This window comes from Streptomyces sulfonofaciens, from assembly GCF_014656295.1.
In the GTDB taxonomy this organism is placed as follows: Bacteria; Actinomycetota; Actinomycetes; order Streptomycetales; family Streptomycetaceae; genus Streptomyces; species Streptomyces sulfonofaciens.
Genome location: NZ_BNCD01000016.1, coordinates 1 through 25,452 on the forward strand (window position 1 = coordinate 1; position 25,452 = coordinate 25,452).

A 25,452-nucleotide genomic window follows, 5' to 3' on the forward strand; every position below is an offset into this window, starting at 1 on the left:
GGCGTCGGCCTCGGCCTCGCCGTGGCCCGCGGCTTCACCGAGGCCATGGACGGCGCACTCGCCGCCGAGGACACCCCCGGCGGCGGCCTCACCATGGTCCTCACCCTCCGCGCCGCCCCCCGCCGAGCCCCGGCACGACCCGACCTGCCGGCCAGGGCCGTGCCGTGAGCCCGCACCGGCCGGATCCGTGGCCCCGGCCCGCGGACTCGGGTACAACAGCACCCTCACGACAGCGGAACGAAGGAACTGGTAGGTGACGATGACCCGGGTGCTCGTGGTCGACGACGAACCGCAGATCGTGCGCGCGCTCGAACTCAACCTCAAGGCGCGTGCGTACGAGGTGGACTCGGCCGGTGACGGTGCCACGGCGCTGCGGATCGCCGCCGACCGGCACCCCGACGTGATCGTTCTGGACCTGGGCCTGCCCGACATGGACGGGGTCGACGTGATCAGGGACCTGCGCGGCTGGACCAGGGTGCCGGTGCTGGTGCTGTCCGCCAGGCACAGCTCCGACGAGAAGGTCCAGGCCCTGGACGCCGGCGCCGACGACTACGTCACCAAGCCCTTCGGCATGGATGAGCTGCTGGCCAGGCTCCGTGCCGCGGTCCGCCGCGCGGAGCCGCCCGGCGGCGAGGGCGACTCGGTGGTGGAGGCGCACGGGTTCACCGTCGACCTGAACGCCAAGAAGGTGCACCGGGAGGGCCGCGACGTGCGGCTCACCCCCACCGAATGGCATCTGCTGGAGGTCCTGGTCAGGAACGCGGGCCGGCTGGTCGGGCAGAAGCAACTGCTCCAGGAGGTGTGGGGGCCCTCCTACCAGACCGAGACCAACTACCTGCGCGTGTACATGGCCCAACTGCGCCGCAAGCTGGAGGAGAACCCCTCCCACCCTCGGCACTTCATCACCGAGCCGGGGATGGGGTACCGCTTCGAGCGGTAGGCACGGGCGCGTGGGCGCGTGGCGCGTGGACGTACGGACGCCCCGACGGACCGTGCCCCGGTGGGCGGTTAGCGGTGCGCGGCGGACGGAGGTCCGTTCCCGGCCTCCCGCCGGGCCTTCCGTACCGGGCGGACCGTCCCCGGCGGCCGCCGCCCCGGGAGCCTTGCGGGCCGTGCGTCCCCGTCCCCCGTGGCACACCGCCCCGGGTACGCTTCCGGTATGAGTGCTGATCCCCCTTCCGGGAAGCGGGCGGGCCGGCTGCGACGGATGCTCGACCGGCTGGCCGACATCTCCGCCTCCCAGGAGGACCTGGAATCGGAGGAGCTGCGCGAGGACGCCGAGACCACGGGGTGCACCCGTATCGGTGACAGCCGGGACCGCCAGATCGTCACCGTAACTGGTACCTTGCGCACGGTCACCCTGCGGCCGCGGGCCGGTGTGCCGGCCCTGGAGGCGGAGCTCTTCGACGGCTCCGCCGCCCTGGACGTCGTGTGGCTCGGCAGGCGCTCCATCGTGGGAATCGAACCGGGGCGCAAGCTGATCGCTTCGGGCCGCGTCTCCATGAGCCGGGGGCGGCGGGTGCTGTTCAATCCGAAGTACGAACTCAGACCGCTCGGACGGGAGTAGCCGGTGACGTCCCTCGACAAGCCGACCGACCACGGATCCCCGGGGGACGACCGCGGGGACCCGCGGCCCACCACCGGGTCAGCCGACTCCGCGGGGGCCACCGGATCCGCCGAGGCCAGGGCCGTCACCGAGGCCGCGCTCTTCGAGGCGTTCGGCGGAGTCCGGGGCATGGTGGAGACCGTCATGCCCGGTCTGCTCTTCGTGGCGATCTACACGGTCGACAAGAACCTGAAGGTCTCGGCCATCGCGGCGCTCGCCGTGTCCGTCCTGCTGGTCGTCGTCCGGCTGGTGCGGCGCACCACCGTCAAGCACGCCTTCAGCGGCGTCTTCGGGGTGGCCTTCGGCGTGGTCTTCGCGATGATGACCGGCAACGCCAAGGACTTCTACCTCCCGGGCATGGTCTACACGCTCGGGCTCGCCGTCGCCTACATCGTCACCGCGCTGGCCGGGGTGCCGCTGATCGGGCTGATCCTCGGCCCGGTCTTCAAGGAGAACCTGTCCTGGCGGACCCGCAACCCGGGCCGCAAGCGGGCCTATGCCAAGGCGAGCTGGGCGTGGGGCCTGATCCTGCTCGCCAAGTGCGCCATCCTCTTCCCGCTCTACTGGTGGGCCGACACGACCCAGCTCGGCTGGGTGCTGGTGGCCCTGAAGATCCCGCCGTTCCTGCTGGCGGTCTGGCTGACCTGGGTGTTCCTGGTCAGGGCCCCGGCGCCGATCGACGTCTTCGCGGAGATGGAGGCGGAGGAGCAGGCGGAGAAGGAGCGCGAGCGGGCCCGGGCCGGCGAGCGCCGGGGGGAGCGTTTCGGCGACGTCGTGGAGCCGCAGGCCGACGAGGCGGCGGCCGCCCTGTCGCGCCCCGGCAGCGAGCAGCCCCAGGACGGCGCCGAGGCCCCGCACGGCGCCACCGCCATGGGCCACGCGCCCACCGCGGACACCGCGGGCAACACCGACGACCGGCCGGGCCGCCACCGCAGGCGCTGACGCCGCCGAGCAGGCCCCGGGCCCGGCGGAATCCCGCTCAGCCGCCGACAGGGGCACGCGGAGCCGCGGCACACTGAGCAGCCGCAGCCGCAGCCGCAGCCGCAGCCCCAGCCGCCACGACCGGTAGGCGGTGGCCAGTCGCGTGGTTTCCCCGCGCCTGAGGGGCTGTGCGTGGTTTCCCCGCCCCTGAGGGCTGTGCCCCCAGCGGCAGCCGCGCGCCCCGTCGGAGCCGGTCCCGGCTCGGGCGCTGCGCCCCGCCCGGGGCACGGGAGCCGCGCGAGCGGGCCCGGCGGCCCCGGGAGGGGTCGGCCGATCGGCCCGGCGTACCCGTCGTGCGGCGGCCCTCCCGGGCCGCCGGACCCGGTCAGGGCCGCCCGACGGCGACGCGGGCGTGGCGGACGCTCAGTCCGCCGTTTCCTCCTTGCGCACCGAAAGCAACTCCTCGAGCTGTCCCTCCCGCGCCTGCGCGGCCACGAACAGCAGCTCGTCACCGGCCTCCAGCGCGTCGTCACGGGACGGGACGAGCACGCGATTGCCGCGGATGATGGTGACCAGCGAGGTGTCCTCGGGCCACTGCACCTCCCCGACCTGCGTGCCCGCGAGCGCCGACTCGGGCGGCAGGGTCAGCTCCACCAGATTGGCGTCGCCGTGGCTGAAACGCAGCAACCGCACCAGGTCGCCGACGCTCACTGCCTCCTCCACCAGCGCCGACATCAGACGCGGCGTCGAGACGGCGACGTCCACGCCCCACGCCTCGTTGAAGAGCCACTCGTTCTTCGGGTTGTTGACACGTGCGACGACCCTCGGCACGCCGTACTCCGTCTTGGCGAGCAGCGAGACGACCAGGTTGACCTTGTCGTCGCCGGTCGCGGCGATCACGACGTTGCAGCGCTGCAGTGCCGCCTCGTCCAGCGAGGTGATCTCACAGGCGTCGGCGAGCAGCCACTCCGCCTGGGGCACCCGTTCGACGGAGATCGCCGTCGGCGCCTTGTCGACCAGCAGCACCTCGTGCCCGTTCTCCAGCAGCTCACCGGCGATGGAACGGCCCACCGCACCCGCGCCCGCAATGGCGACCCTCATCAGTGACCGCCTCCCTCGGGCCCCTCGGCGAACGCCGCCTCCACCTTGGAGACCTCGTCCGTGCGCATCATCACGTGCACCAGATCGCCTTCCTGGAGGACCGTCTGCGACGTCGGCAGCATGGTCTCGCCGAGCCGGGTGAGGAAGGCGACCCGCACGCCGGTCTCCTCCTGGAGCTGACTGATCCGGTGCCCCACCCAGGACGGCGAGGTGTGCACCTCGGCCAGTTGCACGCCGCCGGTCGGGTCGCGCCACAGCGGCTCGGCGCCCGAGGGCAGCAGCCGGCGCAGCATCTGGTCGGCGGTCCAGCGCACCGTGGCGACCGTGGGGATGCCGAGCCGCTGGTAGACCTCCGCGCGCCGCGGATCGTAGATCCGGGCCGCGACGTTCTCGACGCCGAACATCTCACGCGCCACGCGTGCCGCGATGATGTTGGAGTTGTCGCCGGAGGACACGGCGGCGAAGGCGCCCGCCTCCTCGATGCCCGCCTCGCGCAGGGTGTCCTGGTCGAAGCCGACCCCGGTCACCCGGCGGCCGCTGAAACCGGAGCCCAGACGGCGGAAGGAGGTGGGGTCCTGGTCGACCACGGCGACCGTGTGCCCCTGTTGCTCCAGGGTCTGGGCGAGAGCGGAACCCACTCTCCCGCAGCCCATGATCACGATGTGCACCAGCCTCTACCCCGCAGTCCTTCTCATCCGGCTGACCTGCGAAAACAACCTGCTCACCGTTCCTTCTGAAGTCTGCCAGGCCGTCACGAGGCATCCGCGTACGGCGTTGCCGGGAGACGAGCTTATGACGCCGGCACGTTGTTGCCGTCATCGGCGGGGCGGGGCGCGGGACCCGGCCGCGCCGCGCGGGCCGTCAGCGTCGCCGCGGCAGAGCGTGCAGGTGCACCTCGTCCAGCACTCCGTCGGCGACCCGCAGGGTCATATAGGTGCAGTACGGCTGCCGCCGCCGGTCGGTCGGCGACCCGGGGTTCAGCAGTCGGAGGCCGCCCGGCGCGACGGCGTCCCACGGGATGTGGCTGTGCCCGAAGACCAGCACGTCCAGGTCGGGGAAGCGCTCCGCACAGCGCCGCTCACGCCCCTGCGCGCCCCCGGTCTCGTGCACGACGCCGAAGCGCAGCCCGCCCAGCTCCGCGCGGGCCACTTCCGGCAGCCGCGCCCGCAGATCGGGCCCGTCGTTGTTCCCGTGGACGCCGATGACCCTCCGTGAGTGAGCGGTCAGCCGGTCAAGCACCGAGACGTCCACCCAGTCACCCGCGTGCAGTACGGCGTCGGCACGCGCGGCCTCGGTGAGGAGCGCGGCGGGCAGCTCCCGCGCGCGCTGCGGCACGTGCGTGTCGGCGGTCAGCAGCAGCCGCATGTGCGGCCACCTCCTTTCCGTCATCCCACTGTCACCCGTGAGCGGCGCACCGGCATCCGGATCCGCACGGCCCGTGCACCAGCATCCCGGAGACCGTGCGGGTCCGGTATCCCGGACGATGCCGGCGCCGGCGTGCGCGCGTCCTTTTTCCCGGGGGGCGTGCGCCCACAGGTGGTGATCCCATGGAGAGGGGGGAGGGGGTGTCCGGGCGCCCGTTCGAACGCATACGATCCTCTGCGTGTCCAAACTGACCGACGTGCCCAAACGGATCCTCATTGGGCGCGCACTGCGCAGCGACAGGCTGGGAGAGACCCTCCTCCCGAAGCGCATCGCCCTTCCCGTCTTCGCGTCCGACCCGCTGTCCTCAGTGGCGTACGCCCCCGGCGAGGTGCTGCTCGTCCTGTCCATCGCGGGTGTGTCGGCGTACCACTTCAGTCCCTGGATCGCCGTGGCGGTCGTGGTGCTGATGTTCACGGTGGTGGCCTCGTACCGCCAGAACGTGCGCGCCTACCCCAGCGGGGGCGGCGACTACGAGGTGGCCACCACCAACCTCGGCGCCAAGGCGGGCCTGACCGTCGCCAGCGCGCTGCTGGTCGACTATGTACTCACCGTAGCCGTCTCGATCGCCTCCGGCATCGAGAACCTGGGCTCCGCCGTCCCCTTCATCGTCGAGCACAAGGTGCTCTGCGCGGTGGTGGTGATCGTGCTGCTGACGCTGATGAACCTGCGCGGCGTCAGGGAGTCCGGCAAGCTCTTCGCGATCCCCACCTACGTGTTCGTCACCGGTGTCTTCGTGATGATCCTCTGGGGCGCCTTCCGGGGCCTGGTGCGCGGGGACACGATGCGGGCGCCCACGGCCGGCTTCCACATCGAGGCCGAGCACCACGGCCTGGCCGGTCTCGCCCTGGTCTTCCTGCTGCTGCGCGCCTTCTCCTCCGGGTGCGCGGCGCTGACCGGTGTCGAGGCGATCAGCAACGGCGTGCCCGCCTTCCGCAAGCCCAAGAGCAAGAACGCCGCCACCACGCTGGCCATGATGGGCCTGCTCGCCGTCACCATGTTCTGCGGCATCATCGCGCTGGCCATGACCACCGGCGTGCACATGGCCGACGACCCGGCGCACGACCTCCTCGACCACGGCGTGCCGCTCGGGGCCGGCTACGAACAGCACCCCGTCATCTCGCAGGTCGCGGCGGCCGTCTTCGGCGACGGCAGCTTCCTCTTCGTGGTGCTCGCCGCGGCCACCGCGCTGGTGCTCTTCCTCGCCGCCAACACCGCGTACAACGGCTTCCCGCTGCTCGGCTCGATCCTTGCGCAGGACCGCTTCCTGCCGCGCCAGTTGCACACCCGCGGCGACCGGCTCGCGTTCTCCAACGGCATCCTGGTGCTCGCCGGCGCTGCCACCCTTCTGACCGTGATCTACGGCGCGGACTCGACCCGGCTGATCCAGCTCTACATCGTCGGCGTCTTCGTCTCCTTCACCCTCAGCCAGACGGGCATGGTGCGGCACTGGAACCGCCACCTGCGCACCGAGAAGGACCTGGCGGCCCGCCGCCGGATGGTCCGGGCGCGCGCCATCAACACCTTCGGCGCCTTCCTCACCGGTCTCGTCCTGGTCGTCGTCCTGATCACGAAGTTCACCCACGGCGCCTGGGTCGCGGTGCTCGGCATGGTGATCTTCTACGCGACGATGACGGCCATCCGGCGCCACTACGACCACGTGGCCGAGGAGATCGCCGCTCCCGAGGGGCCCTCCGAGGACACCATGCGCCCCTCCCGGGTGCGCTCCATCGTGCTGGTCTCCAAGATCCACCGCCCCACGCTGCGCGCGCTCGCCTACGCCAAGCTGATGCGCACCGACAGCCTGGAGGCGCTGAGCGTCAACGTCGATCCCGAGGAGACCCGGGCGCTCAAGGCCGAGTGGGACAGGCGCGGCATCGACGTCCCGCTGAAGGTGCTGGACTCGCCGTACCGCGAGATCACCCGGCCGATCATCGACTACGTCAAGGGACTGCGGCAGGACTCGCCGCGGGACGCGGTCAGCGTGATCATCCCCGAGTACGTGGTGGGCCACTGGTACGAGCACCTGCTGCACAACCAGAGCGCGCTGCGGCTCAAGGGGCGGCTGCTGTTCACGCCGGGGATCATGGTGACGTCCGTCCCGTACCAGTTGGCGTCCTCCGAGGCCGCCCGGCGGCGGGCCCGCAGGCGCCAGGAGTGGAGCGCGCCCGGTGCCGTTCGGCGCGGGCCCGTGGAGAAGCGGCCCAGGGAGTCGACGAGGGAGACGACGGGCCGGCACTGAGGGACTTCCCGGCTTCCCCTCCGTTCTGTCCCTGGGCGGCTCCCCGTCTGTCCTCAGCTCCCGGGGCGCCCCTGTCCGTGCCCGGGCGCGTACCTGTGTCGCCTCGGGCACGCCCCTGCCCGGCCCAGGGCGCACACCTGTCCGACCTCGGGCATCCCTGTCCGGCCCCCGGTATGCCCCTGCGGTCGGGGCGGGGCCCGCCGGGGCCGTAGACTGGACGGCCGTTGCCCCTTCCCCCCTCAAGTGCTTGGAGCCGTCCCGCCATGCAGGCAGAACCGAAGACGTCGCTGGTGGGGGAGGAGTACGAGGTCGAGATCGGTCCCGTGGCCCACGGCGGGCACTGTGTGGCACGGACGGCCGAGGGCCAGGTGCTCTTCGTCCGGCATGCGCTGCCCGGCGAGCGGGTCGTGGCCCGGGTCACCGAGGGCGGCGCGGACTCGCGCTTCCTGCGGGCCGACGCCGTACAGGTCCTCGACCCGTCCAAGGACCGCATCGAGGCCCCCTGCCCGTACGCGGGCCCCGGCCGCTGCGGCGGCTGCGACTGGCAGCACGCCAAGCCCGGAGCGCAGCGCCGGCTGAAGGCCGACGTGGTCGCCGAGCAGTTGCAGCGGCTCGCCGGCCTCACCCCCGAGCAGGTCGGCTGGGACGGCACCGTCGTACCGGCACCCGGCGACAAGGTCCCCTCCGGCCAGGTGCCGGCCTGGCGCACCCGGGTGCAGTACGCCGTCGACGAGACGGGCCGCCCCGGCCTGCGCAGGCACCGCTCGCACGAGGTCGAGCCGATCGCGCACTGCCTGATCGCCGCCGAGGGCGTCAGCGAGCTGGGCATCGAGCGGCGCACCTGGCCGGGCATGGCCACGGTCGAGGCGATCGCCGCCACCGGCTCGGGCGACCGCCAGGTGGTGCTCGCTCCGCGGCCCGGCGCTCGGCTTCCGCTGGTCGAGCTGGATCGGCCGGTCTCGGTCCTGCGGGTCGACGAGCACGACGGCGCCGTGCACCGCGTCCACGGCCGCCCGTTCGTGCGGGAGCGTGCCGACGACCGCACCTGGCGGGTCGGCGCCGGCGGCTTCTGGCAGGTCCATCCGAGGGCGGCCGACCTGCTGGTGGAGGCGGCCATGCAGGGGTTGCTGCCGCGCAAGGGCGAGACCGCCCTCGATCTGTACTGCGGCGTGGGCCTCTTCGCGGGCGCGCTCGCCGACCGGGTGGGCGAGAAGGGCGCGGTGCTCGGCATCGAGTCGTCGAAGCGGGCGGTCGAGGACGCGCGCCACAATCTGCGGGAGTTCGACCGGGTCCGCATCGAGCACGGCAAGGTCGAGCAGGTGCTGCCGCGCACCGGGATCACCGAGGCGGACCTCGTCCTCCTCGACCCGCCCCGCACGGGCGCCGGCAGGGGCATCGTCACCCACCTCACCACCCTGGGCGCTCGACGCATCGCCTACGTCGCCTGCGACCCGGCGGCCCTGGCCCGCGACCTGTCGTACTTCCAGACGGCGGACCGACCGTACCGGGTGCGGACGCTGCGGGCGTTCGATCTGTTTCCGATGACGCACCATGTGGAGTGCGTGGCGATTCTGGAGCCCGTCGGAAAGGGTCGCTGACCTGCGGTTTCAGTGGGTGCGCATGATGTGCTTCATGTGCGTTGCGGGCGATTTCTTGACGCTGACGCTCTCAGAGGTATCTTGACGCTCGTCCTGATGGGGTGTCAGGTGGTTGGGGTGCTGGTCGGGATCCCTGGTGGTGCGCCCGATCGAGCAAGATCGCTCGGAATGTGCAGGACCATGCAATCCTGCCGTGCCCGGCACAGGGGCCCTTCACAGGGGAAGTGCACATGGCGTTTATGGTGCTTGCACCGCTGGAAGACGGTTCAGCTCGAAGCGGCCGCGGGTATGTCGGCGGCCGGACTCCTGGGGCTCGGCGTTGGTCCAGCGGCGGGAGGCCGCGAACACGTCGATCAGATCGCGGGGTGCTCCGCGGTGGGCGAGGGCACGGACCTTGGTCCCGATCCATTCTCCTCCGCCAGCACGGGCCCCTACGGGCTCTGGGCAACCGGGCGCCAGAGATCCAGAAGATCTCCCTCTGGATCGACCGGGACCGGCCCGCTGGCGATTGTCATCACCTCGCTGACAGATACCAGTGCGGTATCATCCCTGTATGGCGATGACACTCCGGCTTCCCGACGACCTTGACGCGAAGCTCACCGAGCGTGCTCGTCGTGAGCATCGCAGCAAGCAGGAACTCGCTATCGAGGCCATCCGCGACGCCCAGAATCGGGCCGAGCTGAACGTCGATGGCGTCTTGGCCGAGCTGATGGACAGCGATGCGGAGATCCTGGACTACCTGAAGTGACCGAGGTGCGTTACATCCAGATCGACGAGATCCTGGCGATCGCTCGCACGGTCAACGGTACCGAGCATGGCGTGCGTGACATGGGACTCCTGGTCTCAGCGATCGAACGGCCCCGGACCCACGTGTTCGGGGCCGAGCTGTATCCCACGCTGCACGAGAAGGCAGCGGCCCTGCTGCACTCCGTTGCCCGCAATCACGCGTTGATCGACGGCAACAAGCGCACCGCCTGGCTCGCCATGCGCGTCTTCCTGCGGTTCAACGGCGTCAGCGCCAGTATCGCACCGCCGCACGTCTCCCTTGCCGGTCCGTTCGTCGAGGAAGTCGCGCAGGACGACATCGACGTACCGGCCATCTCCAAGCGCCTTTCGGTCTGGTTTCCTGTCTCCTGAGGCTCGACGACGAGAGGATCGGGCGCGCGCGTGGCCGGCCCTCTCGCGCCGCCCGGCTTGGTCATGGACGCAGCCGGATCGGGCGGTACAGGACAGGGCCTCGCGCAGTCCTCAGGCCATGACGCACGTTTGACGCTCCAGGGGTCACCGGCGGTCAAATGCCTCGGAAACGTTATCTGACCTGGGGTTTCTTCCGTCTTCCGCTGCGGTGACACGATTGCGACGACGCACCATGCGGAGTGCGTGGCGATTCTGGTGCCGGTGAAGCAGGGCGTTCGACTGCGGGCCGGGCGCCCGCGAGTGCGCCGGTCCCGTGGTTCGAAGTCCGTTACGCACGTCCTACGACAAGTAGGAGGTGGGCGGGTAGCCTGTCCGCAACGACGGCGAAGGAAGGCGGACGGCGGGGTGGCGGGCCGAGGAGACGAGGGAGCCCAGGGGGCGTCCGGCAGGCGGGCGCGCGGGGAACTGGAGAGCGACGTGCTCGCCACGCTCTGGGCGGCCGGCGGTCCGCTGACCGCGCGGGACGTCCGGGAACGGCTGCCGGGGGACCTGGCCTACACGACCGTCCTGACCATCCTGTCCCGGCTGTACGACAAGGGCATACTCGTACGGCACCGCGACGGCCGCGGCTACGCCTATGAGCCGGCCCGCGACGAAGCGTCGCACACCGCCCAGCGCATGCACTCCCTGCTGGAGGGCGGTTCCGATCGTGAGGCGGTGCTGGCCCGTTTCGTGTCGGAACTGTCCGAGCAGGACGAGAACGTGCTGCACCAGTTGCTGTCCGGGCACGGCGGCACACCTCCCGAGGCCGAGAGCAAGCGCTCCCCCGGGAAGCGGTGAGCCGGTGCTGGTCAGCGTCTATGTCCCGTTCCTCGTCACCGCGGCACTCGCGGTGCTCGCGCCCCCCGTGGCGCGTCGGCTGCCCCCACGCCCGGCAGCCTGGGCGCTGGCCTGTGCCGCGCTGGTAACGGCAGCCGGATGGGCGGGGTCCCTGGCCCTGCTGGCCTTCACCGGCGTTGCGCAGATTCCGCAGATCGCGGCGGAGGGCCGCTGGTCCGTGGCCGTGCTGCGCTCCGAGGACCCCGTCTCTTTCGTTGTCGCGGCCGGCAGCACCCTGGTGCTCACCGCAGGCGTCGTCTCGCTCGGTGTGGCCGCCGTCCGGCAGGGGCGCCAGTTGGTCCGGGCCCGTCGCGAGTGCGCACGGTTGCCCGGGCGGACGGAGCTGGCCGTGATCGACGACGACGCCGCGCTCGCCTTCGCGCTGCCCGGGGCACCGGGACGGATCGTGGTCTCGCGCGGGATGCTGTGCTGTCTCGGCGACGAAGAGCGCACGGCCCTGCTCGCCCACGAGCGGGCGCATCTGCGAGGGCGTCACCACATCTTCCGGTGCGTGTGGCGGCTCACCGCCGCCCTGAACCCGCTGCTGAGGCCGGTGGCCGTTGCGGGCGATTTCGTCCTGGAACGCTGGGCCGACGAGGAGGCGGCCGAACGGGTCGGTGACCGTGCGGTCGTCGCCCACGCCGTCGGGCGTGCCGCCCTGGCGTCCGCCGGCGCGTCCCGTCCCGCCGCCCTGGCGGTGACCGGCGGGGCGGTGCCCCAGCGGGTACGGGCCCTGCTGGGCCCGCCCCCCGCTCGCCGGAGTCTGCCCCTGCTGGTGGGCGGCCTGCTGCTGGTCGCCTGCTGCGCGAGCCTGGCCAATGCCGCGTCCGACAGCGATCGGATGCTGGACAGCGCGCAGGGGGCGCTGTGCTCGGCGCATGCCGGTACCGCCACCGCGGCGCCGGCCGACCATGGGCATGGGACGGACGGCTGCCGCATCGACCGCGATCGCCCGGAAAGCGGAGAGCAGCGCTTCTGACCGGCTCGGAACCGACGCTCACTCCATCGTCGGAGAGGCGCCTTCGTGGTCGCCCGGGCGGGACCGGGAGGAGCAGGGCGAAGGCGGCCGGTGCACGGCGGGCCAGGAGGAGACGGCTGCCGGGCGAGAGGGCCGGTTCGCGGGCGGGCGCGAGCCCGATGCCCGCTCCCGGCCCGGCGCCGGTGTGCCACGGGTCGAACAGCCGCGCGAAGTCGCCCGCCACGGTCCCCGCGTCGCTCACGAACGAAGGCGAGGCTTCGTCGAGTCACGAAGGCGAGGGTTTCGTCGAGTCCCGTACCGACGGCCATGCGGTGCCGCGGCCGTGCACCAGCGCGTTGTCCAGCAGGACGCCGAGCACCTTGGACACCGGCCCGGCCAGGCCCCGGACGTCCGCGGGCAGGTCCCGGGTGCCGCACTCCGGACGTCGGCCCGCGTCGGCGAGCCACTCGGACGCCCACTCGCAACGCCGTCCAGGGCGCTGAAGGCGGGGATGCGGCGCCGGGGCATCTTCTTCAGGCGTCGGTCATCGCGGATCACCCGTCGAAGCGGCCTGCGGGGCGGGCCGAGTGGCGATGGCGGGTTCGGCCGTCAGCAGCGGCCGCAGCGCCCCATGGCTCAGGGAGCCGATCAGCGGGGTGGCCGAGCGGCGCAGCGCCAGGCTGACGAGGATGGCGATGGGGAACGCGAGGACGGCGGAACCGAGGACGTCGTGCGGGTAGTGGGCGCCGACGTAGACCCGGCTGAAGCCCTCCACCACGGCGAACACGGCAGCAATGGCGCTCAGACGGCGGTCCAGCAGGAGCAGCGCGGCCACGGTGGCGGCGGCCACAGTGCTGTGTCCGCTGGGGAAGGCGTAGTCCGAGGGCGCGGGGCAACTGTCGACGAGGTAGGCGTGGGGCATCGACCGGCAGGGCCGCACCTCGGTCACGATCTTCTTGACGACCTCGGCAGCGGCGAAGGCGGTCACGACGGCGATCGGCGCGGCCAACGCGAGGGCCATCGCCTGCGTGCCGCGGCGCCGCGCGGTCCACCAGCCTACGATCATGAGGATCGCGAAAACTCCCAGCCCGAGGTTGGTCCACACCTCCATCGGGGTGTTGAGCCACTTGGTGTCGCGGGCGAAGTCGGTGAACGCAGTGAACCACGCGCCGTCGATGCGGGATCCGTCGAAGGCCGGTTGCCCGGTTGCGGCCGCGGTCATAGCGAGACGTCCTTCCGTCTGAGCACGTCGAGCGCGTACGGGACGAGTACGAGGCGACCGCCGTTCAGACCTGCGCCACCGCGGGGCTCATACGTGCGCGATGGCGTATCGGTGACATCGCGGTGATGCCAAGGTGATCGCCCGGCAAATCTACTACATCTTGTAGATGTGGATGTGGGGGGGGTGCTGCCGAGTGGTGCGTGCAGGATCGGCGTCCGCCCTGATGGGCAGCCGGTCGGGGCGCCGGTGGACGGGCGCGCTGGCGGCAGGGGGTGGCGGCGTTGTGCCGGGCCGGATGGTGTGGGTGGTGGCGCGGCCGCCTGGTGGACTACTTGCTGAACGGTGTGGGGGCGGGGGACCCGGCGCGTTCGGCGCGCGGTGTGTGCCACGCGATGGCCCTGATCGGCGGGGAGCGTGAAATGACCGGCTGGGGCTGCTGCCAGGAGTGCGGCGATTGTGCCGCGGCGCACGGGGGCTGCCGTGCCGGCTCGCGGTGTCGCGGTGCTGTCGTCCCTCGGCTTGAATGCCACCGGTCATTGGCGCCTCGCCCCTCCGGGGTTCGGTGGGGACTGCGGCCCGTGTGTCGGCCGCAGGCGCCTCACGGTCCGCTCGACCGGGGTGCGGCCGTGCCCGGCGGGTGCGGAGTCGAGCGATGGCGGTAGGCGGCGGTCCGGTCGTGACGACCGCGACGATGGCGGGGCCTGGTACGCGACTTTGTCCAGCCCGCTTGCGCCGAGGGCCTATCCGGCAAGCACCGGCGAGTGTGGCGGGTGAGTCCGGCCCCTCCCTGTGCTGAGATGATCACTTCCTGAATTCTACATCATGTAGTAGCTTCGCCTTGCGGTGCCACCGCGGTCGAATCGTGGCCCGAGTTCGCGCACAGGCGCGGCCTGGGCCTGCCCGCGATGGCGTCTGGGCCGGGGCATGCTCGGCCGCTGCCCCCCTACTCCATCAGGAGGCTGATCGACCGTGCCCCACAGTGACGACCTGGCGCCGGAGTCGGTGGCTTCGCCGTCCGCCGCACCGCCGCAGGGCTCGTACGCTGGGCGGATTGCGATCATCTCCGCCGGTGTCGGCGCGGGCCATGACGGTGCGGCCGCGGGGCTGGCCGCGAGGCTGGCCGAGCACGGGTTCCTGCTGGACCGGCACGACTTCCTCGACCTGCTGCCCATCGGTGCGGGCCGACTGCTGTGCGGTGCCTACCGCTGCCTGCTGACCTGGGTGCCGGAGGGCTACCAGCGCCTGTACGCGGCCACCGACCGGGCTGCACGTCCTGGTGTGATGTGGCGGGTGCTGTTCCGCGCGGCCGAGCAGCGCATGCTGCGGGCGCTCGCGCCGGACACGCGCGCGGTCGTCTCGACCTACCCAGGGGCAGGCCAGGTACTCGGCGCGCTGCGCCGGCGCGGTCTGCTGACGGTGCCGGCCTTCACCTATCTGACCGACTTCTCCGTCCACGCCCTGTGGGTGGCCCCTGGCGTCGACGCTCACCTGGCCGTGCATCCCGTGCCCGCGGCCCAGGCTCACGCGCAGGGGGCGGCCGCTGTCACCGTCGTCGGCCCCGTCACCGATCCGCGCTTCACTCGGGCCACCGCCAGGCAACGCGCCGCCGCCCGCGAGCGGTTCGCCCTGCCCGAGCACGCGCCCCTGGCCCTGCTGGTGGCCGGCTCGTGGGGAGTCGGCCCGGTGCGGCGCGCGGCCGCCGAGATACAGGAGACCGGAGTTGCGGTGCCCGTGGTGGTGTGCGGCCGCAACCAGGCCCTTGCGGAGCAGTTGGGCCGGGACGGCATCGAGCACGCCTTCGGCTGGGTGGACGACATGCCCGGCCTGATGCACGCCTGCGACGTCCTGGTCCAGAACGCGGGCGGCCTGACCTCGTTGGAGGCGTTCGCCGCCGGCCTGCCGGTGGCCAGCTACCGCTGCATCCCCGGTCACGGCCACACCAACGCAGCCGCCCTGGACGAGGCGGGGCTGGCGGCCTGGGTCCGCGACCCGGCAGAACTCGGCCCGGTGCTGGCCGAACTCCTGCACGGGCCGCGTGGCCAGGGCCAGCGCGCGGCAGGGCTCGCCCTGCACCGCTCGGCCCCAGGACCGGTACCCGCCATCGCCGCCGGAACCGGGCTACGGCCCGCGCAAGGCGCGCGGCCCGCACCGGCGCGCTTCCGAGGCAGGCGTCGGATCGCCGTGACGGCGGCCGCAGTGGCGGCCACGGTCTCCCTGGGTGTCGCCGTCCCGCTCGCCCACGGTCACAACGAGACGCCCGCCCGCTTCACCGCTGTCACCCATTACCTGCACGGAGACAGATGATGATCCCGGCCCGCCTCGCCCGTGCCGGCGCGCTCGCCGGGGCCGCAGTTCTGCCCGCGCTCGCTGCACTGCACGCCGCACCCGTGATCTCCACGCTCGGCCCGCTGCGCAACACGGTCATGCCCCGCCTGGCCGGCCAGGGCCGGTCGGACCATGTCGCCCTCACCTTCGATGACGGCCCCGACCACCTGTCCACCCCGCACTTCCTCGCCCTCCTCGACGCGCGAGGGCTGCGTGCCACCTTCTTTCTGCTCGGCTCGATGCTGGTCCGTTCACCCGGGTTGGCGAAGGAGACGGCCGCCGCCGGACACGAGATCGCCGTCCACGGCTGGCACCACCGACCTCTGCTGCTGCGCGGCCCCCGCGCCACCTACGACGACCTCGCCCGCGCCCGCGACGCCGTGGCCGACGCCACCGGCAGGCCACCCGTGCTCTTCCGGCCGCCGTACGGGGTGATGACCACCGCCGCCCACCTGGCCTGCCGCCGCCTCGGCCTGACCCCACTGCTGTGGACGTGCTGGGGCGAGGACTGGCGCAGGCGGGCCACCGCCCGGTCCGTCCGGAACACCGTCCTGCGCGATCTGCACGGCGGCGGCACCATCCTGCTGCACGACTCCGACTGCACCTCCGCCACCGGCTCCTGGCGCACCACCCTCGCCGCGCTACCCCGCATCCTCGACACCTGCCAGGCGCGCGGATGGCAGGTCGGCCCCCTGCATGAGCACGGTGTCCCCGGCCTGCCCGGCCCAGTGAGTTCTCCGCTCGGCGAGACGGCGTCCCACGGCGAAGCCCACGCCGGTTCCGGCCGGAGCGTGTAGCCGGGATCGGGCACGGTGGGATGAGCGGTGCGGGATTCTTGTCGATCCTCTGTGCAGGTAGCCGATGTACAGAGCGACGACATGGGAGGTGTCGCCGCCGTCGTGGGACCAGGCCGGTTCGAGGATGCGGGCCGCGCTGTGCGGGCGGCCGACGTGGCGCACCAGGAGGCGCGAGAGGGCGACCTCGTCGGGGGAGAGGCTCGGGGGCCTGCCGTCGCGGGTGACCTTGCGCGCCGCCCGCCGATCAAGAGGTTCGAGCCCGCGCGGGGAGTCGGGGCAGGGGGCGGACCGGATTCGCGTTGGTCAGCGGGGGCCGCGGCGGGTCCCGTGACGGTGACGCCCACGGCGCCTGGGTCGCGGGCCTGTGCTGCGGGCACGGCGTGCGCGGCCAGGTGGACGTCGCTGCCGGGTGCGCCCCTCAGGTACGGGAGTGGGGCGACGGGTTCGGATGGGTGCTGGGGACATGGGTGCGCGGTCTCCTCCTGGGAGGTGCGGGTGTGGGGGCTGGGTGGCGCAAGACCGGCGGCGACCGTGCCGTCAGGCAGGTCCCCGTCCTCAGCCCGCCCGCAGCAGCCTGGCCGCCCGGCGTGCCACGCCCAGCAGGCGGGCCCGGTGCAGTAGATCGCGGGCGCGGCTGCGGGCGGCGGCGCGCCGCCGGGCGTGGGCGCGTGCACCGCGGGTCTCGCGCAGCGTGGCGAAGAGCAGTTCGTATTGCCGGGCGATGTGCGCGGGGTCGAAGCGTGCGGCGTTCTCCAGGGCGGCGGCGCCCATGGTGCGCCGCCCCGGCTCGTCCTCGACGAGGTGGAGCAGTGCCTTGGTGAACGCGGCCACGTCGCCCACCGGGACGAGCAGGCCGTCCACCCCGTCCCTGACGATCTCGGCGGGGCCGAGCGGGCAGGCGGTGCTGACCACGGGCACCCCGCAGCGCATGGCCTCCACCAACGTCATCCCGAACGATTCCGCCTCCGAGGTGACCGCGACCACGGACGCCCGCGTGAACTCCGGCTCGATCGGTGAACGCACCCCCATCAGCCGAACGGCGTCCGTCAGGCCCAGGTCGTCGATGAGCTGCGCGAGACCGTCGCGCTCGGGCCCGTGGCCGTAGATCCGCAGTCGCCAGTCCGGATGCTTCTCGGCGACTCCGGCGAACGCTTCGATGAGCAGGTCGTACCGCTTTCCCCGGGCCAGCCGGCCCGCCGCGGCCACCACCTTGGCGGTGCCGTCGGCCGTCGGCACCCGCGGCTCGGGGACACTGTTGGGCACCGACAGGACCCGTACGCCCGGGAGCGGCATCCGGCGGCGGTAGATGGCGGCGTCCGCCTCGGTCATGGTGACGAGGGCGTCCAGCGTGCGGTAGTGCGGCGCGAGCTGGGCGCGCAGCCGCTTGCTGTGCGCGTCGTGTCTGAGGTGTTCCTGGGCGATGCGCAGTGCTCCGCGCGGTCCGAAGCGAGCGAGGTAGACGTTGACGCCGGGCCGGGTGCCGATCAGCACGTCGGCATCGCTGCCGGACAGGTAGTCCGCCACCCGGTCGTCGATCAGCGCGTTGTACTGGCGGTGGCGCGACTCGGCGGCCGGGAACACCCCGGAAGGCCGGGTGTACCGCGGATCGCGCAGATCGGCGCTGTCCTTGCGGACGTCCACCAGCGGGACGAGCCGGATCCGCGGGTCGATCGCGAAGCGTGGCTCTGTGCGGTGCCGCCGCATCGAGACGATCGCCACCTCGTGGCGGTCGGCGAGCGCGGTGGCCAGGTTGAGCGTGGTGCGGATCGTCCCGCCGATGCCGTATGTGTCGTGCAGCAGGAATACGATCTTCATGGCCCTCTCCCGGCGGTGCTCCATCCGGGAGGCAGACGCTGCCCACCGGCTGCGCGCCACCTTGCGGCAGCGGGGTAAGCCGGCGGCGTGACCAGGGTGAGAAGAAGGTAAGAGGCCACCGTCACACCACCGGGAGGCCCCTGCACGACGGCCCGCCAGGGCAGACTGGCCGCGTGGAGAACACCGTGCTGCTGGCCGAGGACGACCGGGCGATCCGCACCTCACTCATGCGCGCCCTGGAACTGGAGGGCTACCGCGTGCTTGCGGTGCCCGACGGCATCGAAGCCCTTGCCACGATCCACCGGGAGCGGCCCGACGTGGTCGTGCTCGATGTGATGATGCCCGGGATCGACGGTCTTGCCGCATGCCGAGTGCTGCGCGCGGAGGGCGACCGCACCCCCGTGCTCATGCTCACCGCCCGAGTGGAGACGGCCGACCGGATCGCCGGGCTCGATGCGGGCGCCGACGACTACGTGGCCAAGCCGTTCGAAGTGGAGGAGGTCTTCGCCCGGCTGCGGGCGCTGCTGCGCCGCGCCGCACCGGATGCCGGTTCCGTCGATCACGGCCTCGTCGAGGCCGCCGACGTGCGGCTCGACCCGTCGGCGCGGCGTGCCTGGCGGGGCGGGCGGGAGCTGGATCTGACCCGTACCGAGTTCGACCTGCTGGAGCTGCTGGCGCGCAACGCCGGGATCGTGCTCGACCACACCACCATCTACCAGCGCATCTGGGGCTACGACTTCGGCCCCGGCTCGAAGAACCTCACCGTCTACATCGGCTACCTGCGGCGCAAGGTCGACTCGCCCTCCCTGCCGCAGTTGGTCCACACCGTACGCGGCGTCGGCTACACCTTCAGGGAGCCATGACAGTGACCGTTCCCCGCCTCAGCCTACGGACCAAGGTCGCCCTGTCCTTCGCCCTGCTGGCTGCCGCCGTCACCGTGCTCGTCGGCTACCTCGGCTACGAGGCGGCGGCCCGTCTCGTCCGCGTCGACCAGCAGAACATCTTCTCGAACGTCGTCCAGGACGTCCGCACCCAGGTCAGCCAGCAGTCACTGTCCGCGCGGGACTACGGCTCCGACGCCGACCACGACGGCCCCCGCGACGAGCTGAGCCGGCGGTTCCGCGCCGACGTCCAGGTACTGGGCCCCGGCGGTCGGACCGCCGACCGGGGCCAGCCGCCCCTTCCCGTGTCCACCGCCGATCGGGCCACGGCCCGCCAGGCCGCCGCCGGCCACACCACCCAATCGGAAACCGACATCCAGGACGAGCGGTACCGCATCGCCACCGTGTCGTTCGGCCAGGGCCGGGGCGCGGTGCAGGTCGCACAGCAGCTCAGCGACACCGAGGACCTGCTGAGCTCGCTCCTGCAGCGCACCATCCTCCTCATGACCGTCGTCGTGCTCGGCGCCGGCGCCGTGGGATGGTGGCTGGCCCGCCGCATCACAGGCCACCTGGTGCGGCTGACCGCAGTGGCGGAGGACGTCGCCCGGACCCGCCGGCTCGATGTCGCCGTACCGGTCGGCACCCAGGACGAGGTGGGCCGCCTCGGCCGCGCCTTCGACGACATGCTGGGCCGCCTCGCCCGCGCGGAGGACGACCAGAAACGCCTGATCCAGGACGCCGGACACGAACTGCGCACGCCCCTCACCTCACTGCGCACCAACGTCTCCCTGCTTCGCCGCCTCGACGAGCTGCGGCCGCGCGCACGAGCCGAACTCGTCGACGACATGGTGAGCGAGACCCGCGAACTCACCGACCTGGTCAACGAACTCGTCGAACTTGCCGCCGGACAGCGCGACGCCGAGGAACCGGTGGATGTCATCCTCGGCGACGTGGTGGCCGAGGCCGCGGCACGCACCCGTCGCCGCACCGGCCGCACCATCGTCATACGCGCCGACGACACCGTCGTCCGTTGCAGGCCCGCTGCCCTGCAACGCGCCGTCTCCAACCTTCTGGAGAACGCAGCCAAGTTCGCCCCCGCGGGCCACGACCCGATAGAAGCCGAGGTCAACGGCGGCGAGGTACAGGTCAAGGACCGCGGCCCCGGCATCCCCGCCTCGGACTTGGCCCGCGTCTTCGACCGCTTCTACCGCGCCCCCGAGGTCCGCAGCCTCCCCGGATCCGGCCTCGGCCTCGCCATCGTCCGCGAAGTCGCCCAGAGCCACCGCGGCACGGCTTTCGCACGCAACCGGGACGGGGGCGGGGCGGTAGTAGGTTTCACGGTGGGGAGCGAAGCGCGTTCTGACTGAGACAGGCGGAGCCCCGGATGATTCGCTGGGAGGGACGGGGGAGGCGGGCGGCCTGCTCGGCTCGTGCCGCCGTCAGGTGACGGTTCCCGGCTCCGCGCCCGCGGGTCGGCCCCGTATCGCTCGCGCGTCGTCGTGGGGGCTCCGTGCGGGCCGGGGTGCTGCCCGGTAAGGAGCACCATGGCCCGGTCCGGCAAGCGCCGCGTCGAAGGAGGCCATGAGCCGGCATCCGGGACGGGTCGCATCGGCCCGGCCCCCTTGCCCGCGGACCGCCGCACCTCCAGCACGCCCAGGCCCGCCGGCAGTCGGGCGTGGGCAGGGCAACCGGCAGCCTGTTCCGCCAGGTCGTCACCACCGACCCGGTACCGGCGAGTGCACCGTTTCTCGCGGGTGCCCGTTGTTGCGGAGCACGAGATGGGCATCGAACCGGCGCCGGCGTCCACGTCACGGGCCGGCAGCCCCGCGGCCTGCGGCCGGAAGTGCGCTGACTGCAGACCGGGTGACAACTCGTGCAAGACGGGTGTCAGGGGCCAGGGGGGACCGTGAAGGTGTTTACCAGGGACGTGATCTGGCCACTCTCATTGACTTCGGCGGTCTCGACACCTGCGACAGCGCTGATCGTGCCATCGGCGGCACGGCATGATGCAGCCCAGTCAGCGTGCAAGCTGCCATCCGGGTTCTCGGTGGTCTGCCAGACATGCCTCAATTCGGCGTACGTGCTGACGAAGTGACGGTAAAAAGAAAGCAGCGCCTCGCGGCCCCTGATCGTCTCGCCGAAGAGGTTGACGGTGGCGTCGCTTGCGAAGATCCGGTCGAATTCCTCCTCCAGGGCGGACGGGTCGGTGACCGCTCGTTCGGCGAAGGCGATATAGCGATCGAGAGGTGTGCCGAGTGTTGCGGGCATGCGGTGCTCCTTCGTTGTTTCCTCTTGGCCGGACAGAGGTCCTGTGGCTGCGAACCACGGAATGCAGGGTGCGCTCGTTATCCTCGTGTGTGCGTCGCGACCAGCTCTGATGACGTGGAGAGCCGCCCGGGAGGGCAAGCGATGTGCCGGTCGATGCTCAGGCGTGTCACCGCTGCGGGCGAGGAAGTCGATGGGGTCGGTGAAGGCGGCTCGTCATGGTGTCGATCGCGGAGTCGATCAAAAGCCCCGGGCGCGCTGCGGTGCAGCGCAAGAGCTCCGCTTCCCTGAGGAACGGCTTCCCGCCTGTCCGGGGCGGTCTGGTGGGAGTGTTTGTCCGTCATACCTTGGCGATATCTCTTTCCTTCATCTGGAATTCGGTTGCCCGCGTCTTCAGCCGCAGCGCGAGCGGCCCGATGAAAGGTAGGTTCCTGGTGAGCAGGCCCCGCAGGATCTTGCCGGTATGGCTCTGCGGAACGAACATGTTCAGGCCCAGCGGCAGTGAGTGCTGGTGGTACTCGATGAAGGGGCGCAGGTGCGCTTCCCACGCGCCCAGGGCGGCTTCGACGGAGTCGGGGTGGCGCTCGATCATGGTGCCGAGCAGATCGGCCCCGGCCAGCGCGCTGGATGCTCCCATGCCGGTGTAGAGCGTGGGGCACCAGGCGGCGTCGCCCACCACGACGACCCGGCGCGCGTGCCAGTGCGGGAGGACGGACTGGTGCACGCTGTCGAAGAGGAGGCCATCGGCGTGCTCGAACTCGTCGAGGAGCTGGCCCAGCACCGGCCCGAGGGGCTCGGGTCCGAAGGCCCGGCGGACGGAGTCGGCAGGTGGGAGCTTGAATTCCCGGTCGATGTCGGTGGTCCGATAGCTGAACAGGGCGGACGGGGGGCGGCCGGACAGGGGGAAGGTCCACGCCGACCGGCCCGGTTCCGTAAGGGCGATGGCTTCGTGCGGCTCGAAACCGTGCACGTGCTCCTTCATGAGGAAGGCTGCGATCATGTGGTTCACCGGCCGTAGGAATGCGCTGTGCGGGCCGAACACCAGCGATCGGACCGTGGAGCGCAGGCCGTCGGCGCCCACCAGCAGATCGAACCGCTCGGTGCGCACCGTGCCGGCCCCGGCGTCGCGGAGGGTGACACGGACGCCCCCGTCGTCCTGCTCCACCGCGGTCGGTGTGGTCGAGTAGCGGATCTCGGTGCCCGCAGGCAACGCCTGATGGAGCGCCGATTCCACATCGCCGCGCAGTAGCACACGGGGCTCGTGGGGGAGGTCCGTGAAGCCGAGGCCGGGCTTGCGCCGGGCGTGCCGGTCGATCTCCAGGCTCACCTGGTTCGCATGGGCCCGGCTCCTCAGCGCGTCGAGCACGCCAAGGCGCCCGGCCGGCGCGGCGCCGGCACCGAAGAGGGCGATGAAGTAGCCACCGTCCCGGCGGGCGGGCGCGCGCTCGATCACGACGGTTTCCCATCCGGCCTGCTGGAGGCGGATGGCGCTGGCCATGCCGGCGATGCCGAGCCCCACGATCAGGGCACGCCCTCGGTTCCTTGTCAGGGCTGTCACCGTGGAGTCCTCTCCTTGCTCTCGTGTCCGTGAGATTGGTCCCCCGGGCCGCGTCCACGGTGCGAGCCGGCAACGCCGCGTCCGCGTGTGTGCTGGTACGGCGGACGACGTCCGGAGCGTCAGGTCGGCTCTGCGGGTCCGGAATCCGGAGCCAACCTGACAGGCGTCAGATTACTCGTAATCTGACAGCCGTCAAGAATGAGGCGGAGTCAGTGCGATGCCGGGCCGGGCCACCGTGGGCATACCGTTCACGGACAGGGCGCGTTCGCCTCACGAACGACGGCGGAAGAGGCGGACTAGTCTCGGTGCGGACGACAGAGTGCAAGGGAGGGCCCAGTGATGCCGGAGGTGAAGGCGGGTGCGCGGCGGCCGGGCCGTCCGAGCGCGGACACGCCCCCCCTGCCGAGTGAGCGCGAGATCCTGGCGCGGGGGCTGGAGGCGTTCGCCGACCTCGGTTACGACCGGGCCTCCGCCCGGGAGTTGGCCAGGCGTCTTGGCGTGAGCCACAACTTCATCCACGACAGATACGGATCGAAAGCGGCCTTCTGGCGAGCGGTCGTGGACGACGCCTTGGGGGCGCAACTCTCGCTGCTGCCGTCCGACGACCCCGACGCAGACCCCGCTGATCGCCTGCGTGCGATCGTCGCGGGCTTCTACCGGACCACCGTGGACGCCCCCGGAATCGGCCGCCTGTGCGCGGACGAGTTCTCACGGGACTCGGAACGGCTGGACTACCTCTACGAGCGCTATGTCGCTCCCACCCTGGCCAGGATCAAGCTGATCGTCGACGTCCTCGCCGACGCCGGCCGCATGGCACGTCTCTCCATGGACGTGCTGTTCTTCGCCGTCGTCTCGCCTGCCTCGGCCATGGCCCAGATGCCGCTGGCCCACCGTCTCGGCAGGTCGACGCAGGCCCCGCGCGACGAGCGGGTCGCCATGGCGGAGACGCTGGCGGACCTGGCCGTGAACGCCCTCCTGGCGACGGGCGGGGAAGGCCGGCCCCGCCGGTGACGGCGGGCCCGGGTCTGTCACACGTTCACCCTGCCCCGTGATCGGTGGTAGCGCTGTGTGGCCATGGGAGGAACATCAGGTCGCGGAGCGGTTGCCAGGTGAGGGAACGGGCTCGGCCAACCCGGTTTCGGGCGGGTCGGCAGCGCGCCTTCTCGTCGATCGCGGCGACGGATCAGGGGCCGGTCCCGCATCATGTGTCCGGACTCGGCGAGAGCTGGGCCGATCACCTCTTCTGCTGCGATGCGCTGGGGCGGCGTCAGCGCGTCGACGGCCGAGAGGATCTGTTCCGGCCAGACCGGTTCTTTCATCGGTCAGTCAGCCGCCCGGCCTCCGGCGGGGGGCGTAAGCGCCCGTCCTGCCCGGTAGTGCCACCGACCGGGGCGCCCGGGCGGGCCGGTGCATAGAATTCGATTCCATGCCGAAGCCTGACGAGCTTATCGTTGACATCGCCGCCCTCGTGGAGACCGGGCAGAGCAGCCAGATGTCCTTGACCGTGGTCACCGGTGGTGCCGTCATCACCGGTCGCCTGGCTCCCGAAGCCATGTGGAGGCAGCGGGTGTGGGAGGTGCTCACGGATTCCGAGCACCTGGCCGAGTTCTCCCCTGTCTTCGCCGTCCCTGCGAAGAAGGACGGGCCGCCCACGCATCTGCACTTCCATGTTGCCCGGATCCTGCAGGGCACGGTGGGGATCCCGGAGACGGGCGGGATGTACCGCGTCGCGATCGAGGACGTCACCGCCTGGACCGTGGGTGACTTCAGCTACTCCGACCACTGACCCACTGACCCACTGACCCACTGACCCATTGACCCACTGACTCGCCGCGCCGAGAACGGCACGGCACGCGGTGAGGGCCCGCCCGGCGCTCGTCGGGCGGGCCCTCACCGCTCTGTTCGGCTCGCGCCTGTCCCGTCGGTCAGACGGACAGAGGAGTGCCGAGCATTTCGTAAGCCCGCTGGTACGGGCTGGCCGCGGGCGCAGGCGCGGCCACGGGGCTGGTGCGGCAGGTGAAGCCGAGTTGGGCCATAGCCCTCAGGACTTCGCCGGCGCTGAAATCGCGGGGGTCCTGGCGGGTGATGACCTGGCCGACTTGCTTGGCGGGGTAGTGGCGTCGTCCGATGATGACGCAGTCACTGGTGACCGGCTCGGGTTTGACGCCCTTCATCGATTCCAGCACGCCGCTTTTGGTCAGGTCGAACGGGAAGCGGGCGATGACGCAGCGCATGATGCCTCACAGGGAGAAGAGAAAACGGTGCCGAGGGTGGTGAAGTCGGTTCAGCGGGAGGGGGCGAGCACACCCGGATCGCTGCCGTGTTCTTCGGCCGTGGACAGGGTCCCGACCGGCCGGTGGCGCATCGCGTGCTCGGCTTCGGCCATCGTGTCCAGCGGGGCGGCGAAGGGCCCCGAGCTGCCGGCGATGTCGCGCAGGCGGACCCGGTCCGTGTATCCCGAGCTGTCACGGACGGCGGTAAGCCGGGGCAGGGTGACCAGGCCGGTGCACTGGCCGTCCTCGTCGCAGATGACCAGGTGACCCGTACGGGCGGCGGCCATGAGGGACAGCGCCACCTCGACGGTCATCGTGTCCCAGACCTGTGGTCCGGCCGCGCCCACGGCGTCGACCGCCGTCCTGTGCATGGGCCTTACGTTCGTCGAGCGGGGGTGCATCTGGACCAGTGTCAAGAAATTCCTCCTGCAGAGATGGGTCAGCTTCCTGAT

At 71.7% G+C, this 25,452-nt stretch carries 24 protein-coding genes and 1 pseudogene; 15 read left to right on the top strand and 10 right to left on the bottom strand.

Going from position 1 to position 25,452, the window contains the following annotated elements:
• The first annotated feature begins 259 nt into the window (after window positions 1-259).
• From IE313_RS24030 to IE313_RS24040, 3 genes are all read left to right on the top strand, one after another.
• Window positions 260-940: a response regulator gene (locus tag IE313_RS24030; RefSeq protein ID WP_189935894.1), complete on the top strand. Its 681-nt coding sequence runs from the start codon at window positions 260-262 to the stop codon at window positions 938-940.
• 219 nt (window positions 941-1,159) lie between these two features.
• Window positions 1,160-1,567, top strand: coding sequence for an OB-fold nucleic acid binding domain-containing protein (locus IE313_RS24035; protein WP_189935700.1), 408 nt, complete (start codon window positions 1,160-1,162; stop codon window positions 1,565-1,567).
• 3 nt (window positions 1,568-1,570) lie between these two features.
• Window positions 1,571-2,548, top strand: coding sequence for a DUF3159 domain-containing protein (locus IE313_RS24040; protein ID WP_373317049.1), 978 nt, complete (start codon window positions 1,571-1,573; stop codon window positions 2,546-2,548).
• A gap of 402 nt (window positions 2,549-2,950) precedes the next feature.
• On the opposite strand, the gene IE313_RS24045 is transcribed toward IE313_RS24040, so the two are convergent.
• From IE313_RS24045 to IE313_RS24055, 3 genes are all read right to left on the bottom strand, one after another.
• Window positions 2,951-3,628, bottom strand: coding sequence for a potassium channel family protein (locus tag IE313_RS24045; RefSeq protein ID WP_189935702.1), 678 nt, complete (start codon window positions 3,626-3,628; stop codon window positions 2,951-2,953).
• A complete protein-coding gene (locus tag IE313_RS24050) occupies window positions 3,628-4,296 on the bottom strand; it encodes a potassium channel family protein (RefSeq protein ID WP_189935704.1) in 669 nt (222 codons plus the stop codon). Before IE313_RS24050 ends, IE313_RS24045 begins: the two co-directional genes overlap by 1 nt.
• A gap of 193 nt (window positions 4,297-4,489) precedes the next feature.
• Window positions 4,490-4,993, bottom strand: a complete 504-nt coding sequence (locus IE313_RS24055) for a metallophosphoesterase family protein (protein ID WP_189935706.1) — start codon at window positions 4,991-4,993, stop codon at window positions 4,490-4,492.
• Window positions 4,994-5,231: 238 nt separating this feature from the next.
• Here IE313_RS24055 and IE313_RS24060 point away from each other — a divergent pair, with 238 nt between their 5' ends.
• The gene (locus IE313_RS24060; RefSeq protein ID WP_189935708.1) at window positions 5,232-7,292 is read left to right on the top strand and encodes an APC family permease; all 2,061 of its coding nucleotides are present in this window, start codon (window positions 5,232-5,234) and stop codon (window positions 7,290-7,292) included.
• A 263-nt stretch (window positions 7,293-7,555) separates the two neighbouring features.
• Entirely contained in the window at window positions 7,556-8,890 is a 1,335-nt protein-coding gene (locus IE313_RS24065; protein WP_189935710.1) for a class I SAM-dependent RNA methyltransferase, read from the top strand.
• Between the two features lie 252 nt (window positions 8,891-9,142).
• Here the strand turns inward: IE313_RS24065 and IE313_RS36225 are convergent.
• Window positions 9,143-9,351: pseudogene (locus tag IE313_RS36225) on the bottom strand (hypothetical protein); the annotation flags it as partial.
• A 92-nt stretch (window positions 9,352-9,443) separates the two neighbouring features.
• On the opposite strand from IE313_RS36225, the gene IE313_RS24070 reads away from it, so the two are divergent.
• From IE313_RS24070 to IE313_RS24085, 4 genes are all read left to right on the top strand, one after another.
• A complete protein-coding gene (locus IE313_RS24070; protein WP_189935712.1) occupies window positions 9,444-9,638 on the top strand; it encodes a ribbon-helix-helix protein, CopG family in 195 nt (64 codons plus the stop codon).
• The gene (locus tag IE313_RS24075; RefSeq protein WP_189935714.1) at window positions 9,635-10,027 is read left to right on the top strand and encodes a type II toxin-antitoxin system death-on-curing family toxin; all 393 of its coding nucleotides are present in this window, start codon (window positions 9,635-9,637) and stop codon (window positions 10,025-10,027) included. Before IE313_RS24070 ends, IE313_RS24075 begins: the two co-directional genes overlap by 4 nt.
• 405 nt (window positions 10,028-10,432) lie before the next feature.
• Window positions 10,433-10,867 (top strand): BlaI/MecI/CopY family transcriptional regulator, encoded by a 435-nt coding sequence (locus IE313_RS24080; RefSeq protein ID WP_189935716.1) that lies wholly within the window; start codon window positions 10,433-10,435, stop codon window positions 10,865-10,867.
• Between the two features lie 4 nt (window positions 10,868-10,871).
• A complete protein-coding gene (locus IE313_RS24085; RefSeq protein ID WP_189935718.1) occupies window positions 10,872-11,885 on the top strand; it encodes a M56 family metallopeptidase in 1,014 nt (337 codons plus the stop codon).
• Between the two features lie 523 nt (window positions 11,886-12,408).
• Here IE313_RS24085 and IE313_RS24090 read toward each other — a convergent pair.
• Entirely contained in the window at window positions 12,409-13,086 is a 678-nt protein-coding gene (locus IE313_RS24090; RefSeq protein WP_189935720.1) for a phosphatase PAP2 family protein, read from the bottom strand.
• Between the two features lie 969 nt (window positions 13,087-14,055).
• On the opposite strand from IE313_RS24090, the gene IE313_RS24095 reads away from it, so the two are divergent.
• Together IE313_RS24095 and IE313_RS24100 are read left to right on the top strand one after the other, a co-directional pair.
• Window positions 14,056-15,390, top strand: coding sequence for an MGDG synthase family glycosyltransferase (locus IE313_RS24095; protein ID WP_229924901.1), 1,335 nt, complete (start codon window positions 14,056-14,058; stop codon window positions 15,388-15,390).
• Complete coding sequence (locus tag IE313_RS24100; protein ID WP_189935896.1) at window positions 15,390-16,208, top strand: polysaccharide deacetylase family protein; 819 nt, start codon at window positions 15,390-15,392, stop codon at window positions 16,206-16,208. Before IE313_RS24095 ends, IE313_RS24100 begins: the two co-directional genes overlap by 1 nt.
• A gap of 555 nt (window positions 16,209-16,763) precedes the next feature.
• Here IE313_RS24100 and IE313_RS24105 read toward each other — a convergent pair.
• Entirely contained in the window at window positions 16,764-18,023 is a 1,260-nt protein-coding gene (locus IE313_RS24105; RefSeq protein WP_189935722.1) for a glycosyltransferase family 4 protein, read from the bottom strand.
• A 173-nt stretch (window positions 18,024-18,196) separates the two neighbouring features.
• On the opposite strand from IE313_RS24105, the gene IE313_RS24110 reads away from it, so the two are divergent.
• Entirely contained in the window at window positions 18,197-18,886 is a 690-nt protein-coding gene (locus tag IE313_RS24110) for a response regulator transcription factor (RefSeq protein ID WP_189935723.1), read from the top strand.
• On the top strand, window positions 18,883-20,271 hold the full coding sequence (locus IE313_RS24115; protein WP_189935724.1) for a sensor histidine kinase: 1,389 nt from the start codon (window positions 18,883-18,885) through the stop codon (window positions 20,269-20,271). The genes IE313_RS24110 and IE313_RS24115 overlap by 4 nt, the downstream gene beginning before the upstream one ends.
• Window positions 20,272-20,791: 520 nt before the next feature.
• Here IE313_RS24115 and IE313_RS24120 read toward each other — a convergent pair.
• A complete protein-coding gene (locus IE313_RS24120) occupies window positions 20,792-21,172 on the bottom strand; it encodes a nuclear transport factor 2 family protein (RefSeq protein WP_189935725.1) in 381 nt (126 codons plus the stop codon).
• 337 nt (window positions 21,173-21,509) lie between these two features.
• Entirely contained in the window at window positions 21,510-22,727 is a 1,218-nt protein-coding gene (locus IE313_RS24125; RefSeq protein WP_229924902.1) for an FAD-dependent monooxygenase, read from the bottom strand.
• Window positions 22,728-23,066: 339 nt separating this feature from the next.
• On the opposite strand from IE313_RS24125, the gene IE313_RS24130 reads away from it, so the two are divergent.
• The gene (locus IE313_RS24130; RefSeq protein ID WP_189935726.1) at window positions 23,067-23,738 is read left to right on the top strand and encodes a TetR/AcrR family transcriptional regulator; all 672 of its coding nucleotides are present in this window, start codon (window positions 23,067-23,069) and stop codon (window positions 23,736-23,738) included.
• 415 nt (window positions 23,739-24,153) lie between these two features.
• A complete protein-coding gene (locus IE313_RS24135; protein WP_189935727.1) occupies window positions 24,154-24,513 on the top strand; it encodes a hypothetical protein in 360 nt (119 codons plus the stop codon).
• A 139-nt stretch (window positions 24,514-24,652) separates the two neighbouring features.
• Here the strand turns inward: IE313_RS24135 and IE313_RS24140 are convergent, their stop codons facing one another.
• Together IE313_RS24140 and IE313_RS24145 are read right to left on the bottom strand one after the other, a co-directional pair.
• On the bottom strand, window positions 24,653-24,961 hold the full coding sequence (locus tag IE313_RS24140; protein WP_189935728.1) for an SCO5918 family protein: 309 nt from the start codon (window positions 24,959-24,961) through the stop codon (window positions 24,653-24,655).
• 50 nt (window positions 24,962-25,011) lie between these two features.
• Complete coding sequence (locus IE313_RS24145; RefSeq protein WP_189935729.1) at window positions 25,012-25,416, bottom strand: CBS domain-containing protein; 405 nt, start codon at window positions 25,414-25,416, stop codon at window positions 25,012-25,014.
• Window positions 25,417-25,452 lie beyond the last annotated feature (36 nt).